The following is a 15,733-nucleotide window of genomic DNA, read 5'->3' as shown; positions in this document are numbered from 1 at the left end:
CGTCGCTTGGGAGGAGAGATGGCCGGCGAGACCAATCTGCAAAGACTGCTGGCGTCGATGACGCCGCAACTGCTGCCGGGCATCTATGTCTTCGCGACGCTGGCGCCGGGCGTAGCCATGCCGGACGGACTCGATCCGGTCATGCAATTTCGCGAGCGGGAAGGCCTGACACTAATCGTGACGGAGGACGAGGCGAAGGCGGCCGGCCTCGCCGGCACATTCCGCTGCCGCATGATCACGCTGAATATCCATTCCTCGCTCGAGGCGGTCGGCTTCCTGGCCGCCATCACGACACGGCTGGCCGCCGCCGGCATGGGCATCAATCCGGTCTCGGCTTTCTACCACGACCATCTGTTCGTCCCGGCGGAGCGGGCCGAGGAGGCGCTCGCCATCCTGCGGCAGCTGGCGGCGGAAAGCGGCTAACACCTGAGCACATAGAGAATGTCGGGCAGGCCTTCCGCATTGGTCGAGCCGTCGCCGAGAGCTTCGGCGCGGAAGCCATGGCGCTCGTAGAAACGGCGCGCGCCGGTGTTGGCCTGGAAGCAATGCAGCTTGATCGAGGGCAGGCCGGCCGTGGCTTGGCTAAGCAGCCGGCTGCCTATGCCTTTTCCTGTCCAGGCCGGATCGAGGTAGAGTTGCTCGACCCAACCATCGCTGACGGCGATAAAGCCAACGATGCGCCCGCCAGCCTCGGCAACCGTCACCTGCTGCTTGGGCAGGACGATGTCGCGGATGAAGAAAAGATCCTCCTCCGGCGTATGCAGCAGAGGCATCCAGTCGAGCGCGTTGAGCGACGCGCGCATCATTTGGGCGATGGCGGCGGCGTCCAAACTCGCAGCTGGGCGGAGCGGGATTTCAGGAAAACTGGACATGCCGGCGCTGCCCCTCATCCGCCCTTCGGGCACCTTCTCCCCGTAAACGGGGAGAAGGAAGAAGCGCCCCGGCCGAAGGCCGAGCCCGCGACTGCGGGCCGCCGGTCGTCCGGCGCCCCCGCGGAGGGCCAGCCGCGCCAGCGGCGGTGCGGCCGGTGAGCGAAAACTAAGCCGCCTTCTTCTTCGGGTGGATCAGGCCGCGCTCGACCAAGAGTTCGGCGATCTGGACGGCGTTGAGGGCCGCGCCCTTGCGCAGATTGTCGGAGACCACCCACATCGACAGGCCGTTGTCGACGGTCGAATCCTCGCGGATGCGCGAAATGAAGGTGGCGTCCTCGCCGGCCGATTCGAGCGGCGTGATGTAGCCGCCGTTCTCGCGCTTGTCGAGAACCTGGCAGCCCGGCGCCTCGCGCAGGATCTCGCGCGCCTCGTCCGCGGTGATCGGCTTCTCGAACTCGATGTTGACCGCTTCCGAATGGCCGATGAACACCGGCACGCGCACGCAGGTCGCCGTCAGCTTGATCTTGGGGTCGAGCATCTTCTTGGTCTCGGCCACCATCTTCCACTCTTCCTTGGTGAAGCCGTCGTCAAGGAAGACGTCGATATGCGGGATGACGTTGAAGGCGATGCGCTTGGTGAACTTCTTGACGTCGACCTGGTCGGCGACGAAGACCGCGCGGGTCTGGGTAAAGAGCTCGTCCATGCCTTCCTTGCCGGCGCCGGAGACCGACTGGTAGGTGGCGACGACGACGCGCTTGATGGTGGCGACGTCATGCAGCGGCTTCAGCGCCACCACGAGCTGCGCCGTCGAGCAGTTCGGGTTGGCGATGATGTTCTTGCGCGAGAACAGCTCGACCGCATCCGGGTTCACTTCCGGCACGATCAGCGGCACGTCCGGGTCGTAGCGGAAGGCGGACGAATTATCGATGACGACGCAGCCCTGCTTGCCGATCTTGGGCGACCATTCCTTGGAGACATTGCCGCCGGCCGACATGACGCAGATGTCGGTGTCGGAAAAATCGTAGGTGTCGAGCGCCTTGACCTTCAGCGTGCGGTCGCCGAAGGACACCTCGGTGCCCTGGCTGCGCCGCGAGGCCAGCGCCACGACCTCGCTCGCCGGGAAGCCGCGCTCGTCCAGAATGTTGAGCATTTCGCGGCCCACATTGCCCGTGGCGCCGACTACCGCAACCTTGAAACTCATAAAGATCTCCTGTCCCTCTCCGCTTGGTTGTTGGAGAAAACCCGCCGGCCTCATGCGGGTTCCGTCCCCCGGGCCGAACCCGGGAGAGGGTGGTTAGGCCAAGGGAATCACACCGTTTTGGTGGTGGTTTTGGCCGTAGTTTTGCTGGAACCCAGAATCTTGCTGGAACGGACGGACGCGCCGAAGCGCCCGGCCCGATGCACCGCATCCTGGCTGGGGGCATCGAATGCAAGAAGAGCCATCAGAAGGCCGCGCATCGAGGATGATCCCGTTCGGTGCCGGCTTTTACGCACTTTGGTAAAAGAGTCAATCGGCGCCGCTCTCCTTCTCCCCTTGTGGGAGAGGCGGTGCCACTGCCCTGTACAATGGCGGCTGCAGGAAGTAGGAACGCCCAAATTTCGTTTGGCTGGCGCAGTGCCGGCCTTGTGCTCCACGACGAGCGCAAAACCCCGAATCCCGAAAGAACAAGATGCCCAGTTTCGATACGATCGTTCCTGCGCTGGCAGAGGCGCTGGAAAAGCGCGGTTATTCAGCGCTCACGGCGGTGCAGCAGGCGGTGCTGGCGCCCGGGTTAGGCGCGGCCGACGCGCTGGTCTCGGCCCAGACCGGCTCCGGCAAGACCGTTGCGTTCGGTCTTGCCCTGGCCCCGAGCCTGCTCGGCGGCGCGGAACGCTTCGCCGATGCCAGCGCGCCGCTGGGGCTGGTGGTGGCGCCGACGCGCGAGCTGGCGCTGCAGGTGCGGCGCGAGCTGGAATGGCTCTACGAGCTCACCGGCGCGGCGATCGCCTCCTGCGTCGGCGGCATGGACATGCGTAGCGAGCGGCGGGCGCTGGAGCGCGGCGCCCACATTGTGGTCGGCACGCCCGGCCGGCTGCGCGACCACATCACCCGCGGCGCGCTCGACATGTCGGCGTTGAAGGCGGTGGTGCTGGACGAAGCCGACGAAATGCTCGACCTCGGCTTCCGCGAGGACCTCGAATTCATCCTCGACGCCGCGCCGGCCAAGCGCCGCACGCTGATGTTTTCCGCCACCGTGCCGCGCTCCATCGCCACGCTGGCGAAGAGCTACCAGCGCAATGCCGTGCGCATCTCGGCCGGCGGCGAGGCAAAGCAGCATATCGACATCGAGTACCGGGCGCTTTCCGTGGCGCCGGCCGATCGCGAGAACGCCATCATCAACGTGCTGCGCTACTACGAGGCACAGAACGCGATGGTGTTCTGCAACACGCGCGCTGCCGTCAACCATCTCACCGCGCGCTTCAACAACCGCAATTTCTCCGTCGTGGCACTCTCCGGCGAGCTCAGCCAGAACGAGCGCAGCCACGCGCTGCAGGCGATGCGGGACGGCCGCGCCAGGGTCTGCATCGCCACCGACGTGGCGGCGCGCGGCATCGATCTGCCCAATCTCGACCTCGTCATCCACGCTGACCTGCCGACCAATCCGGAGACCCTGCTGCATCGCAGCGGGCGCACCGGGCGTGCCGGAAGAAAAGGCGTCAGCGCACTGATCGTACCGGGCAACGCCCGTCGTCGCACCGAGCGCCTGCTTGCCAATGCCGGCCTGACCGCAACCTGGGCGAGCCCGCCCTCGGCCGACGAGGTGCTCAGGCGCGACGACGAGCGCATCCTGGCCGGCCCGGCCTTCAGCGAGCCGGTGAAGGACGAGGAGCGCGACTTCGCCACAGCGCTTCTCGATCGGCATGGCGCCGAACTGGTGGCCGCGGCCTTCGTGCGGCTTTGCCGCGGCAGCCGCTCGGCGCCCGAGGACCTGCTCGATGTCGCGCCGTTTGCGCCGTCGAAGGAGAAGGGCGCGCGCAGGGACGATGCACCCGGCCGCCGCGACGATTTCGGCGACAGCGTCTGGTTCTCGCTGTCGGTGGGCCGCCGGCAAAATGCCGAGCCGCGCTGGCTGATCCCAATGCTGTGCCGCACCGGCAACATCTCCAAGCGCGAGATTGGCGCCATCAAGATGCAGCCGGAGGAAACCTTCGTGCAGATCGCGGCCGACTGGGCCGACCGGTTCCTCGCGGCGATCGGCCCCGACCGCAAATTGCAGGGCAGCATCGCCGTGAAGCGGCTGGACGGCACGCCGGACCTTTCGAGAGCCGGCTATCAGCCGCCACGGCCCGACAAGAAGGCGCATCGCGGCAAGCGGCCGTTCGACCAGAACGCACCCAAATTCGAGAAGCGCGCGACGAGCGAGCACCGGCCCGCTGGCACGGCGGACGCAAAGCCATGGGCGAAGAAGCCCGACAAGCCGAAATTCGACAAGCCGGCAAAGCGCAAGAAGGCGAAGAAGCGGCCAGCGTAGGTTCGCGATCAAGTTGGTAGCTGACCCACAGGGAACATCGGCACCTCCTTCGGCAGCAAATCGCAACCTTCGAGGTTGGCCGAAGCGTCCGAACTTCGTCATCCACGGGCGGAGCGGGAGCGAAGCGGACGCGTAGACCCGAGGATCCATGCCGTGACCTCGCGCGAAGGGTAAAGGCGGTGCAGAACGAAGACTTTTCTGCACCGCCGCAACGCTTGTGGGTAACGGCATGGATCCTATGGTCTGCGCTGCGTCGCTCCGCTCCTTGCTCCGCCATAGGATGACGAAAGCGTGGTGGCTTCCGGTCGCGCTTCATCGCACACCTCTTGCGGTCCGCCGCGACTTTGAACAGTCTGGGCAAGCGCGGCAATGGGGGACAGGGCAATGCGCGGCGAAGTTCTTCACTACGACCAGGAGCAGGGCTTCGGCTTCATCGCCGGCGCCGACGGCAAGCGCTACACATTCGCGCGCGAGGACCTGCGCCGGGGGATGGCGCTGGCGAGGGGCGCCGAGGTCGAGTTCCAGCCGAACGGCGACCGTGCCGGCAATATCTTTTCGGTCCACACCCGCATGACCGGTCCAGCGGACAGCGCCGCCCCGGCCAGTCCCGTTCGTTCGTTGCCGGGCAGCACGCCTGCGACGCCGGCACACTTTGGCCGCAACGCCGAAAACGGAACGCCGGAATCCACCGGCCTATGGAGCTATTTCTGGCGCGGCCTGACGACGAACTACGTCAACTTCTCCGGCCGTGCCCGGCGCAAGGAGTTCTGGGGCTTTTGCCTGTTCTGGACGATCGGCCTTGTCGTCGCCATCGGCGTCGGGCTGTCCGTGGACCTGTCGCGCGGCGAGGGCGGTGGCGACGAACCAATCGTCATGCTTGGCCTGATCTGCCTCTTCTTCCTGCTGACGTTCCTGCCGTGGGTCTCGTTGATCGTGCGGCGCCTGCATGATCTCGGCCTGACCGGCTGGCTCGCGATCCTGTGCTTTGTCCCCTATGTCGGCGGGCTCGCAACGCTCGTCTTCGCGCTGATCCCGACCCAGGCCGGCGATAACAAGTGGGGACCGGTGCCGGCCGGCGTCAGGTTCTAGGCGGGCGCCGTCCGCGCCGAAGCTGTCAGCCCAGGAATTTGGCGATGATGGCGTCACCCATCTGAACGGTGCCTACCTGGGTCATGCCTTCCGACATGATGTCCCTGGTGCGCAGGCCGTCGTCGAGCACGGCGGCGATCGCCGCTTCGAGCTTGTCGGCCTCGGCCACCATGCCGAAGGAATAGCGCAGGCACATGGCGAAGGAGGCGATCATCGCGATCGGGTTGGCGATGCCCTTGCCGGCGATGTCGGGCGCCGAGCCGTGCACCGGCTCATAGAGCGCCTTGCGCTTCTTGGTCTTCACATCCGGCGCGCCGAGCGAGGCCGAAGGCAGCATGCCGAGCGAGCCGGTCAACATCGCCGCCACGTCGGAGAGCATGTCGCCGAACAGATTGTCGGTGACGATGACGTCGAACTGCTTCGGCCAGCGCACCAGCTGCATGCCGCCGGCATCGGCCAGCATGTGATCGAGCTTCACGTCGCTGTATCTGGCCTTGTGCGTCTGGCTCACCACCTCGTTCCACAGCACGCCCGACTTCATGACGTTACGCTTTTCCATCGAAGTGACGTGGTTCTTGCGCGTGCGCGCCAGTTCGAAGGCGACGCCCGAGATGCGCTCGATCTCGAACGTATCGTAGACCTGGGTGTCGATGCCGCGCTTCTGGCCGTTGCCAAGATCGATGATCTGCTTCGGCTCGCCGAAATAGACCCCGCCGGTGAGCTCGCGCACGATCAATATGTCGAGGCCCTCGACCACTTCCTGCTTCAGCGAGGAGGACGCCGCGAGCGCCGGATAGCAGATCGCCGGACGAAGATTGGCGAACAGCTCCATGTCCTTGCGCAGGCGCAGTAGCCCGGCCTCGGGACGCACCTCGTAAGGCACCTTGTCCCATTTCGGCCCGCCGACGGCGCCGAACAGCACCGCGTCCGCCGCCATCGCCCTTGCCATGTCGGCATCGGAGATCGCCGCGCCATGCGCATCGTAGGCGCAGCCGCCGACCAGACCCTCGTCAGTGGCAAAGCCGCTGCCGAGCTTCGCGTTCATGGCCGCGATCAGCTTCTTCACCTCGGCCATGGCCTCGGGGCCGATGCCGTCGCCGGCGAGCAGGAAGAGATTTTTCGAAGCCATGGAGAACCGTCCGGGAAAGATTTGAACCGCGGCCTTGCTAAACGCCATGCGCTTGCTGCGCAAGCCGGAAGTATCGTGGCGGTGAAGGACAACCTCATGACTTGGCGTTCCTTCGCGCCCCCCTCTGGCCTGCCGGCCATCTCCCCCACTTGGGGGAGATCAGACTTCACGCCAGCTTTCGCCAATCTCGAACCTTGCAGAAATGCGCGAGGCGCCGAAACAGCCAATCTCCCCCCAAGTGGGGGAGATGCCCGGCAGGGCAGAGGGGGGCGCTGTCCCGCCGGCGTCTCAAAGGAGACCGGCAGCACGCCTACCGGTGCGAAAGAATATTCACCAGCCGGCCGAACGGGTCGCGCACGTAGAAGCGCCGCACGCCCCAGGGCTCGTCGGCGGGGCCGTATTCGATGGTGAAGCCGGAGCCCTTCATGGCATCGAACGCCGCGTCGACGTCGTCGACCTCGATCGACAGATCCGGCACCGGCGTGCCCGAGCCGCCTTGCGCCATGAAGCTGACCTGGACGGTCATGCTGTCCTGCGAACCGTAGGTTACGATCCAACCTTGATCCATGAGCACGTCGAGGCCGAGCACGTCATGGTAGAAGCGTCTCGCGGCTGCCGCGCCCTGCGTTTCGATGTTGGCCACTATGCGCCGGACCTTCATGGCTTGGCCTCGCGTTCCTCAGGCCGTTCGCCGAAGCGCCGTCACCTCGATCTCGATCTTCATCTCAGGCTTGTTGAGCTGGCAAACGATCATCGTCGCCGCCGGGCGGATGTCGCCGAACGCCTCGCCGAGGATCGGGAAGACAACGTCAACATAGGCCTGGTCGGTGATATAATAGTGCGCCCGCACCACATCGGCCATATCGAAGCCGCCGTCGCGCAATGCCCTGGCGATGGTTGCAAGGCAATTGCGCGTCTGCGCCTCGACTGTCTCCGGCATCGTCATGGTGGCATAGTCGTAGCCGGTCGTTCCCGACACGAAACACCAGTCGCCCTGCACCACCGCACGCGAATAGCCGGCGGTTTTCTCGAAAGGGGAGCCAGTGGAGATCAGCTTGCGCATGGGGTGCCTCGTTGCATTGTTGGCATGCATTTAGCAGGAGAAGCGCGGAGCGGTCGTGGGCCAAGCCGGGCGGACTGTTGTCAAGAACGCCAAGCGCAACGTTGGAGATTGGCCGCAACCTCCCTCCCGTCGTCATTCCAGGGCGGAGCAAGGAGCGAAGCGACGCGCGCAGACCCTGGAATCCATGCCGTTACGCCGAAGCGCCGCCAGCGGTGCAGAATTCTGCTCGGATGCACTCTACGGCGACGGTAGCGGCATGGATCCTCGGGTCTGCGCTCCGCTACGCGTCGCTCCGCCCGTGGATGACGAAACCGCGATGACCGGCGCCATGCCAAACCCTAATTTCCCGACCCCTGCGCCTCGTCCAGCGCCTTCTTGAGATCGGCCGGCCAGTCCTTGACCGGCGGCCAGGCGTCCGGCTCCGGATTGTCGCCGCGGCGGGCGAAATAGACCTTGTGCTTCACCGGGTCGACCGCCATGAAGCCGTCATTGCCGCCGCAGTCATGCGGCACGCAGCCGCTGGCATAGAAGGCGCCGGAGGCCGTCTTTTCCGTGCCGCCGCCGACCAGCAGGCTTGTCGCCATGTCGGGCATGTCCTTGCCGAGCAGCGCCTCGGCCGCCTTGTAGACGGCTTCGTTGTGAAAGGCGTCGATGATGTTGTCGTATTTCGACGGATCGATATCCTTCCAGTCGGTGCCGGGTTCCGGCGTATAGGTCAGCTCGCCCGACGTCGTCAGCCCGGTGGTCGGCGACCATTGCAGCGCCGGCCTCGATTCGCCGGGCAAGAGATAAGGCACGTAATAGATGGCGCTGTCGGAAACCGCGACCGGCGGCGCGCCACACTCGTCCTGTTCGACGGTCGTGGTCTGGATCTCGCCGCCTTCCTGCTTCCAGGCGATCAGGCTGGCCGGGCCGCATTGGTTGCCGCCATCGCCGACATCGAACAGCGCGACCTTGACGCCGCCGACCTCGACGATCTTCTCGAAGAAGACATCGTAATTGCTGGCGAGCTGCTTGCCGTCATAGGCCAGCACCTTCTCGCCATACTGTTCCTGCTGGGTGACGGTGAACTGCCCGCCCTCGAAGGGGATCGGGCCCTGCTTGTCCTCATCCGACGCGGCCTGGTCGTCGTTGCCCGATCCCTGATCGGTTGCGCCTTGGCCGGCGGCGGGCTGGTCCGACGCCGCGGGCGCCTGCTGCGTGGCCGGCGCCTGGGTCTGCGCGGTCGCACCGGAGACCGCTAGAAGGATTGCCGCCGAGGCGCAGGCGCCGACCAGAAACGAGCGTGTCATGACTGTCCCTCCCATTCAGCCGCCACGAGCCCGGCCGCGAACGGCCAAGCTTATCTGTCTCGGTGCTTCAAGCCGCTCAGGCCCAAGGGCGCAGCTCTGCGTTCTTCTTCTCGAAGGACGCGATGGCGCCGGCCTTCTCCATGGTCAGCCCGATATCGTCGAGGCCGTTCAGCAGGCAGTGGCGCTTGAAGTCGTCGAGGTCGAACTTGACCACGCCGCCGTCCGGACCGCGGATTTCCTTGGCTTCAAGATCGATTGACAGCGTCGCGTTGGAGCCGCGCGAGGCGTCGTCCATCAGCTTGTCGAGGTCTTCCGGGCTGACCGTGATCGGCAGGATGCCGTTCTTGAAGCAGTTGTTGTAGAAGATGTCGGCGAACGAGGTCGAGATCACGCAGCGTATGCCGAAATCGAGCAGCGCCCAGGGCGCATGCTCGCGGCTCGAGCCGCAGCCGAAATTGTCGCCGGCGACCAGGATCTGCGCCTTGCGGTAGGCGGGCTTGTTGAGCACGAAATCCGGGTTCTCCGAGCCGTCTTCCTTGTAGCGCATCTCGGCGAACAGGCCGGTGCCAAGGCCGGTGCGCTTGATCGTCTTCAGATAATCCTTCGGGATGATCATGTCGGTGTCGACATTGACGATCGGCATGGGCGCGGCGACGCCGGTGAGCTTGGTGAATTTGTCCATGGTTCCTTGCCCGTCTCGGTTCTGCGGGGATTGCTGGCGCACGGTTTACACAAAGCGGCGAGCAAATGAAAGGCAACTGTTGGCAGTTGAGATCGCATCGCTGCTTTCAAAACGCCGGCCGATCGGGCACCTTGGCGGCGTGACACCGACTTCGAAGGTTCTTTACGCAAGCGAGCCCACGCTCGACCTCGCCGAATTCCGCCGCGTGCTGGTGGAATCCGGCCTCGGCGAAACGCGCCCGATCGATGACGAGGCCCGCCTGAAGACGATGCTCGGCAATGCCAACCTGGTGCTGACGGCGCGTCTCGACGTCGAGGGCAAGCCGCTTGTCGGCGTTGCGCGCGGCGTCACCGATTTCTCCTGGGTCTGCTACGTCTCCGAGCTTGCCGTGTCCGCCTCGGCGCAAGGGCTCGGCATCGGCAAGGGCCTGATGGACGAGGCGCGTCGCCAGCTCGGCCCTGCGGTCGCCATCAGCCTGATCTCGATGCCCGATGTGGTCGGCTTCTACGAGCGCATCGGCATGAAGCGCATGACCGACGCTTTCTGGTTCTCCCGCAAGGGCTGACGCCATTCGCCCGCAAGTGATTGCTTGGTTTTGTCATGCCGCTTGACATGCAACCAAATGGTTGCATATTAAAGTCATGAGCATGGATGCCGTCTTTCGCGCTTTGGCCGACCCGACCCGCCGGCAATTGCTGGACAGCCTCTATGCCAGGAACGGGCAGACGCTGAACGCACTGTGCGAACGGATGGACATGACGCGCCAGGCGGTGACCAAGCACCTGGCGATTTTGGAAAAAGCGAACCTCGTCACCACCGTCCGCCGCGGCCGGGAGAAGGAGCACTACCTCAACCCCGTTCCGATCAACGAGATTGCCGAGCGCTGGATCGGCAAGTTCGAGCGCCATCGGCTGGATGCATTGAGCGACCTGAAGAAACGACTTGAAAGGGAAGAGCCGTGAGCGACAACACCTTCGTCTATGTCACCTACATCCGCACCACGCCCGAAAAGCTTTGGACGGCACTGACCGACCCGGAGTTCAACCGGCAGTTCTTCCTCTGCTCCTACCAGGAGAGCGACTGGAAGGTGGGTTCGAGCTGGAAGCTGATCTTTCCCGACGGCCGCGTCGCCGACTCGGGCGAGATCCTCGAGATCGACCCGCCAAGGCGACTGGTCATCAAATGGCGCAACGAATGGATGCCCGAGGTGAAGGAGGACGGCTACACGCGCTGCACCTTCACCATCGAGCCGGACGGCGAACTGATGAAGCTTGCCGTCACCCACGAGGCCGACGGCCCGCACCGGCTCATCGCAAACGTCGCCAAGGGCTGGCCGCTGGTGCTGGCGAGCCTCAAGAGCCTGCTCGAGACCGGCCAGGGTTTCGAGCGCCCGCCGTCAAAGGGCTGAGGCCTCGTTTCGATGCCGAGCAGCCGCCAAGGAGGTTGGAATGATGCTGCCGCATAACTGGCCGCGAGCCATGGCGAACGCCGAGACGGTGATGGCTTCGGCCGAAATCCTCGCCTCACCGGAGCAGGTCATCGCAGCGCTCGTCACCGGCGACGTCGAGCGCTGGTGGGGCTCGACTGACACCTACCGGATGACCGGCTGGGCCGCCGATCTTCGCGTCGGCGGAACCTGGAGCGTCATCGTCAGAACGGCCGACGGCAGGCGCCTGCCCGCCGCCGGCACCTTCCTCGAAATCGAGACCCCGCACCGCATCGTGCAGACGAGGCGCTATGACTGGGACCATCCGACGCTCGGCCGTCAGGAAACGACGCTTGCCTATCTGCTGGAGCCGATCGCCGGCGGCACGCGGCTGACGGTATGCCACGGCGGGTTCGCTGGCTTTGCGGATGCGGCGGCAGAGCATGCCGAAGGGTGGGCGCGGGTGCTGGGATGGCTGCAGGGGTATTTTGGCGAAGGAGGGCAGGCGGCTTGAATAAGAAACGCCGTATTCCTTCGCGCCCCCCTCTGCCCTGCCGGGCATCTCCCCCACAAGGGGGAGATTGGCAGCTTTGGCGCCCCGCTCATCCTGATACGCCGGAGATTGGCGAAAGCCGCCGCGACATCTGATCTCCCCCCTTGTGGGGGAGATGGCCGGCAGGCCAGAGGGGGGCGCTGTCCCGCCGGCGTCCAAGAGAATCTTCGACGCTAAATCACATTCAGCTCCCGGAACGCCCTTCCCTCGGCCACGCGCCCGTACCCGAACGCCGAGCAGTCGATCGTGCGATACCCGCCGTGGACAATCAGCTCGGCGAGCGCCTTGCCGACGGCCGGCGCCTGCTGCAGGCCGTGGCCGGAAAAACCGTTGGCGAAGAGGAAGTTTTCCACCTCCGGATGCGGCCCGATCACTGCGTTCTGGTCGAGCGTGTTGTAGTCGTAATGCCCGACCCAGGCGCGCGTCGGCTTGATCGCCTCGAAGGCGGGGATGCGGGTGGCTAAAGTCGGCCAGATCACCTCTTCGAACAGCGGCCACTCGACCTCGAAATCCTTCGGATCGGGGGCGCTATCGCCTTCCTCCGGCTCGGCGCCGCCGGTGAGGTAGACCGAGCCTTCCGGCCGCACATAGATGCCGGAGGGATCGACCAGCAGCGGCATGTCGGCATATTTCTCGCGCGCCTCGAAGACAAAGACATTGCGCTTGCGCGGCTCGACCGGCAGCGCGAGCCCGGCGAACGCCGCCACCTTGCCGGCGTTCGGGCCGGCGGCATTGACGACGATGCCGGCTTCAAGCGTCTCGCCATTGTCGAGGGAGACACTGGTGACGCGGTTGCCCTGGCGCGCGATGCCGGTGACCGAGGCGGTGATGAAATCGATCTTCTTGTCGCGCAGCACCTTGCGGAACAGCATCAGCAGCGCATGCGCGTCGAACCAGCCCTCGCCGCTGCGGCCAAAGGCGCCGGCGGAAATGCCGTCGGCCGACAGCCAGGGGAAACGGCGCGTCAGCTGGTCGGCGTCCTCGAGAAGGATGTCCGCGCCCTCGGCGATCTGCGCCTCGTGATTGGCCTTGAGGATCGGCAGCCCGGCCTCGCCGGCAAGGATAAGGTAGCCGCCCTCGCGGAAGCCTATATCGGCGTCGGCGCCGAAGGTCTCCTTGAGCCGCCGAAAGAGTTTCAGCGTGAACTGCGACAGGCGGATGTTTTCAGGAATGGAAAATTGCTGGCGGATCGAGGCCAGGGACAGCGTCGTCGCCGCATGGGAGAATTGCGGATCGCGCTCGATCAGCGCGATGGAGCCCGTAAAACCCTCTTCACGCAGATAGTAGGCGACCGAGGACCCGACGATGGCCCCGCCGATGATGACGATGTCGTAACGCACTCTTTTGGTTCTCCGGCTTCAGAGCATGATCCCGAGGCTGGGGCTCAGACGCTCAAATCAATGCAGGCAAATTGATCTCGAAGCGTGTGCCGCGCTCGCTGTCAACCAGCGTTATCGTGCCATCATGCGCTTTCAGGAGGGCCAGCACGATGCCGAGCCCCATGCCGGTGCCGCCGGCCTCGCGCCTTGTGGTGAAGAACGGCTCGAACACTCTTGCGCGGTTGCTGGCCGAAATGCCGTCACCGTCGTCGCCGACATGGACGGCCGCCCTGCTGCCGGCGCCTCCGGCAGTGATCGCGACCTTTCTGGCGCCATGTCGTGCGGAGTTGTCGATGAGGTTGGCGAGCACGATCGCCAGATTCTCGCCCGAGATGCCGAGGCCGATCTCGCCGCCCGATTCGATGCGCACGTCCAGCCTGGTATCGACCGGCAGCAGCGCCAGCGCAGCATTGAGCGTCGTGCTTGCGCCGCTCGGCGCCAGGTTTTCGGCGCGCGCCAGTTCGAGCAGCCGGCGCACCAGGAGATTGAGCCGCCCGGCATCGGTGACGATGTTGTTGGAAAAACGCCGCCGCTCGGCCTCGTCCATCGCCCCGCCGGAATCCCTGAGCAATTCCGCCGCGCCCTGGATCGCCGTCAGCGGCGATTTCAGCTCGTGCGAGACATGCGTAGCGAAGGTCTGGATGCTGTCGGAGCGCGCCTGCAGTTTTTGCGCCATGTCGAGGAAGGCCGCCGACAGCGCCGCCATCTCGCGCGTGCCGTGATGGTCGAGCGGCCTGATCGCCTCGCGGTCGCCGGCGGCGATGCGTTTTGTCCGCTCGATCAGCGCATAGATCGGCCGGCTGACGGTGCGGATGAAGACCAGGGCGATCAGCAGCGTGCCGCCGAGAATCGCGATCGCCGCGAGCGTGACCTTGCCGCGCTCGCCATAGAGATGCTTGACGATGTTGTTCGGCGTTCGCGATAGATAGACCACGCCGGCGACCCGCCCATCGACCTCGGCCGGCAGGGCGACGAAGACGCGCACCTTGGTGCCGCGGCTCACCGAATAAAGCGGCGGCGTCGGTTGGTCGGGGATCCTCAAGCGGAGCTCGCTGGCATAAGCGCCGGCGAGCCCTTGCCGCACCTCCTCGACCTGGCCGAGCGACAAGCCGACCTCACCGCCGCCGGCAATCACCACGCCATGCGGGTCGAGCAACCGGAAGCCGGCGAGCGTCGTCTTCTGCGTCTCGTCGAGGATGCCGTCGAGCTTTGCCCCAATCGCGGCGAAGGCCGGATCGGCCGTCGCCGGAAGGCCTGCCGGGCGCGACGGCATGACATCGTCGGAGGCGAGGTCGAGGCTCGGCTCGATCGGTTCGTAAGGATAGTTGGTGCCGTCGCGCATCGTGGGGATTTGCGCGCCGAGCTTTTCAGGCGGGATGCCGGCCGCGCGCACCGCATCGGCATAGATGGCGGCAACGACCGCGCCTTGCGCGATGAGCTCGCCCTCGGTCTGGCGGATCAGCTGGTTCTCATAGAGCCGAAAGAAGAACAGCCCGACCAGCGGCAGCGCCATCACCACGATCAGGATGGCGACCACGACGGTGGCGAGCCTCGGCCGCCATCTTTCCTTGCTCAACCACCGCATCGGCCGAGCCGGAAGCCGACGCCATGCACGGTCGCGATTGCGTCCAGGCAGCCGACGGCCGCCAGCTTGGCGCGGATGTTGCGGATATGGCTGTCGACGGTGCGTTCCGAGACATGGATGTTCGATTGATAGGCATTGGCCATCACCGCGTCGCGGCCAAGCACATGAAGCGGGCGGGCGAGGAAGCCTTTCAGGATCGCGAACTCGATTGCCGTGAAGAGCAGCGGCTTGCCTTCAAAGCTCGCCGCATGGCTTACCGGAACGAGCGTCAGCTTGCCATGCGCGAACTGACGGTCGTCCGCTTCTTCTTCCGCCGCCGCTGGGCGCGCGCGCCGCAGGATGACATTGACGCGGGCGACCAGCTCGCGCGGGCTGAACGGCTTCGTCACATAGTCGTCGCCGCCCATTTCGAGGCCGAGGATACGATCGATCTCTTCATCCCGCGCCGACAGGAACAGCACCGGCACGTCGCAGCGCTGCCGAAGCCGCCGGCAGACCTCCAGCCCGTCCATCTCCGGCATGCCGATGTCGAGCACGATGAGGTCCGGCGCGCGGCGCTCGACCGCCTGGAGTGCTGCGGCGCCGTCGGCCACGGCAGCCGTTTTCATGCCGGCCTTTTCCAGCGCGAAGCAGATGATCTCGCGGATATGCGGGTCGTCGTCGGCGACGAGAATGGTATGCGGCATCGATCAATGGCCCGGGGTTCGGTGACGGCAGGATTAGCAAGCGCGCCGCGCTTGTCGAGAGTGTGGCGCAATCGCCAGTCGTGAAAATTCCAGGCGCACCGGTTTTTCCGGACGGCGCGCGCCCGTCACCGCCGGGCTTCCCTGGCCTTCCAAACGATGCGTCGCGACCTCGGCACAAAAGGCAGCACGGTTGCCGAGGCGCGCATCCTTTGCGGCTCGACGAGCCACCAGCCGTCATAACGCAGCCGGTAGGGCAGGGACCAGCGGGGTTTTTCATGTGTTCGCATGCGGCCTCTATGGCTGGCCGGCGCGGAAAGCTCGGGGCGGATCGGAGGAGGTTTTCCGTAATAATTTGCAGATTTCGTGCAGCCTGCCCCTTCATTCGCTCCATCGTCATTCTCGGGCGCTAGCGCTGCCCCTCGCCTGCCTGCCGGCATCCTCTCCCCGTAGGGACGGGGAGAGGGC

18 protein-coding genes are annotated in these 15,733 nt (G+C 65.4%); 7 read left to right on the top strand and 11 right to left on the bottom strand.

The annotated features are described in order from the left end of the window. The first annotated feature begins 18 nt into the window (after window positions 1-18). Window positions 19-423, top strand: a complete 405-nt coding sequence (locus RFN30_RS11135; protein ID WP_320262136.1) for an ACT domain-containing protein — start codon at window positions 19-21, stop codon at window positions 421-423. Here the strand turns inward: RFN30_RS11135 and RFN30_RS11130 are convergent. The 3 genes from RFN30_RS11130 to RFN30_RS11120 all read right to left on the bottom strand — a co-directional run bounded on the left by RFN30_RS11130 (window position 420) and on the right by RFN30_RS11120 (window position 2,330). Further along, window positions 420-872, bottom strand: a complete 453-nt coding sequence (locus RFN30_RS11130) for a GNAT family N-acetyltransferase (protein WP_320262135.1) — start codon at window positions 870-872, stop codon at window positions 420-422. The two genes, RFN30_RS11135 and RFN30_RS11130, sit on opposite strands and share 4 nt — an antisense overlap. Window positions 873-1,038: 166 nt before the next feature. After that, window positions 1,039-2,073, bottom strand: coding sequence for an aspartate-semialdehyde dehydrogenase (locus RFN30_RS11125; RefSeq protein WP_320262134.1), 1,035 nt, complete (start codon window positions 2,071-2,073; stop codon window positions 1,039-1,041). Window positions 2,074-2,180: 107 nt separating this feature from the next. Beyond that, on the bottom strand, window positions 2,181-2,330 hold the full coding sequence (locus RFN30_RS11120) for a hypothetical protein (protein ID WP_320262133.1): 150 nt from the start codon (window positions 2,328-2,330) through the stop codon (window positions 2,181-2,183). Between the two features lie 212 nt (window positions 2,331-2,542). Here RFN30_RS11120 and RFN30_RS11115 point away from each other — a divergent pair, with 212 nt between their 5' ends. Together RFN30_RS11115 and RFN30_RS11110 are read left to right on the top strand one after the other, a co-directional pair. Beyond that, complete coding sequence (locus tag RFN30_RS11115; protein ID WP_320262132.1) at window positions 2,543-4,384, top strand: DEAD/DEAH box helicase; 1,842 nt, start codon at window positions 2,543-2,545, stop codon at window positions 4,382-4,384. 384 nt (window positions 4,385-4,768) lie between these two features. Then, window positions 4,769-5,473 (top strand): DUF805 domain-containing protein, encoded by a 705-nt coding sequence (locus RFN30_RS11110; RefSeq protein ID WP_320262131.1) that lies wholly within the window; start codon window positions 4,769-4,771, stop codon window positions 5,471-5,473. Window positions 5,474-5,498: 25 nt separating this feature from the next. Here RFN30_RS11110 and leuB read toward each other — a convergent pair whose 3' ends face one another. The 5 genes from leuB to leuD all read right to left on the bottom strand — a co-directional run bounded on the left by leuB (window position 5,499) and on the right by leuD (window position 9,639). Continuing rightward, window positions 5,499-6,602, bottom strand: a complete 1,104-nt coding sequence (gene leuB, locus RFN30_RS11105; protein WP_320262130.1) for a 3-isopropylmalate dehydrogenase — start codon at window positions 6,600-6,602, stop codon at window positions 5,499-5,501. 310 nt (window positions 6,603-6,912) lie between these two features. Further along, window positions 6,913-7,263 carry a VOC family protein gene (locus RFN30_RS11100; RefSeq protein WP_320262129.1) on the bottom strand — a complete coding sequence of 117 codons (351 nt, stop codon included), beginning with the start codon at window positions 7,261-7,263 and terminating at the stop codon, window positions 6,913-6,915. Window positions 7,264-7,281: 18 nt separating this feature from the next. Further along, window positions 7,282-7,665, bottom strand: a complete 384-nt coding sequence (locus RFN30_RS11095; RefSeq protein ID WP_320262128.1) for a RidA family protein — start codon at window positions 7,663-7,665, stop codon at window positions 7,282-7,284. A gap of 338 nt (window positions 7,666-8,003) precedes the next feature. Beyond that, entirely contained in the window at window positions 8,004-8,957 is a 954-nt protein-coding gene (locus RFN30_RS11090; protein WP_320262127.1) for an Ivy family c-type lysozyme inhibitor, read from the bottom strand. Window positions 8,958-9,033: 76 nt separating this feature from the next. Continuing rightward, the gene (gene leuD, locus RFN30_RS11085) at window positions 9,034-9,639 is read right to left on the bottom strand and encodes a 3-isopropylmalate dehydratase small subunit (protein WP_320262126.1); all 606 of its coding nucleotides are present in this window, start codon (window positions 9,637-9,639) and stop codon (window positions 9,034-9,036) included. A gap of 139 nt (window positions 9,640-9,778) precedes the next feature. Between leuD and RFN30_RS11080 the strand changes: the two genes are divergently transcribed. The 4 genes from RFN30_RS11080 to RFN30_RS11065 all read left to right on the top strand — a co-directional run bounded on the left by RFN30_RS11080 (window position 9,779) and on the right by RFN30_RS11065 (window position 11,579). Continuing rightward, entirely contained in the window at window positions 9,779-10,204 is a 426-nt protein-coding gene (locus RFN30_RS11080) for a GNAT family N-acetyltransferase (RefSeq protein WP_320262482.1), read from the top strand. Between the two features lie 76 nt (window positions 10,205-10,280). Continuing rightward, complete coding sequence (locus RFN30_RS11075) at window positions 10,281-10,601, top strand: ArsR/SmtB family transcription factor (RefSeq protein ID WP_320262125.1); 321 nt, start codon at window positions 10,281-10,283, stop codon at window positions 10,599-10,601. After that, a complete protein-coding gene (locus tag RFN30_RS11070; RefSeq protein ID WP_320262124.1) occupies window positions 10,598-11,047 on the top strand; it encodes an SRPBCC family protein in 450 nt (149 codons plus the stop codon). The genes RFN30_RS11075 and RFN30_RS11070 overlap by 4 nt, the downstream gene beginning before the upstream one ends. Before the next feature lie 40 nt (window positions 11,048-11,087). Further along, a complete protein-coding gene (locus RFN30_RS11065; RefSeq protein ID WP_320262123.1) occupies window positions 11,088-11,579 on the top strand; it encodes an SRPBCC family protein in 492 nt (163 codons plus the stop codon). A gap of 212 nt (window positions 11,580-11,791) precedes the next feature. Here RFN30_RS11065 and RFN30_RS11060 read toward each other — a convergent pair whose 3' ends face one another. Genes RFN30_RS11060 through RFN30_RS11050 form a run of 3 tightly spaced genes read right to left on the bottom strand, consistent with a single transcriptional unit; the run spans window position 11,792 to window position 15,268 of the window. Next, complete coding sequence (locus tag RFN30_RS11060; RefSeq protein ID WP_320262122.1) at window positions 11,792-12,958, bottom strand: NAD(P)/FAD-dependent oxidoreductase; 1,167 nt, start codon at window positions 12,956-12,958, stop codon at window positions 11,792-11,794. Window positions 12,959-13,010: 52 nt separating this feature from the next. Beyond that, window positions 13,011-14,510 carry a sensor histidine kinase gene (locus RFN30_RS11055; RefSeq protein WP_430698968.1) on the bottom strand — a complete coding sequence of 500 codons (1,500 nt, stop codon included), beginning with the start codon at window positions 14,508-14,510 and terminating at the stop codon, window positions 13,011-13,013. 59 nt (window positions 14,511-14,569) lie between these two features. Continuing rightward, a complete protein-coding gene (locus RFN30_RS11050) occupies window positions 14,570-15,268 on the bottom strand; it encodes a response regulator (RefSeq protein ID WP_320262120.1) in 699 nt (232 codons plus the stop codon). Between the last annotated feature and the right edge of the window lie 465 nt (window positions 15,269-15,733).

Source organism: Mesorhizobium dulcispinae, assembly GCF_033977345.1.
Taxonomy (GTDB): domain Bacteria; phylum Pseudomonadota; class Alphaproteobacteria; order Rhizobiales; family Rhizobiaceae; genus Mesorhizobium; species Mesorhizobium dulcispinae.
Note: the sequence above shows the minus strand (reverse complement) of the source record. Positions and strands in the feature narration are given on the sequence as shown.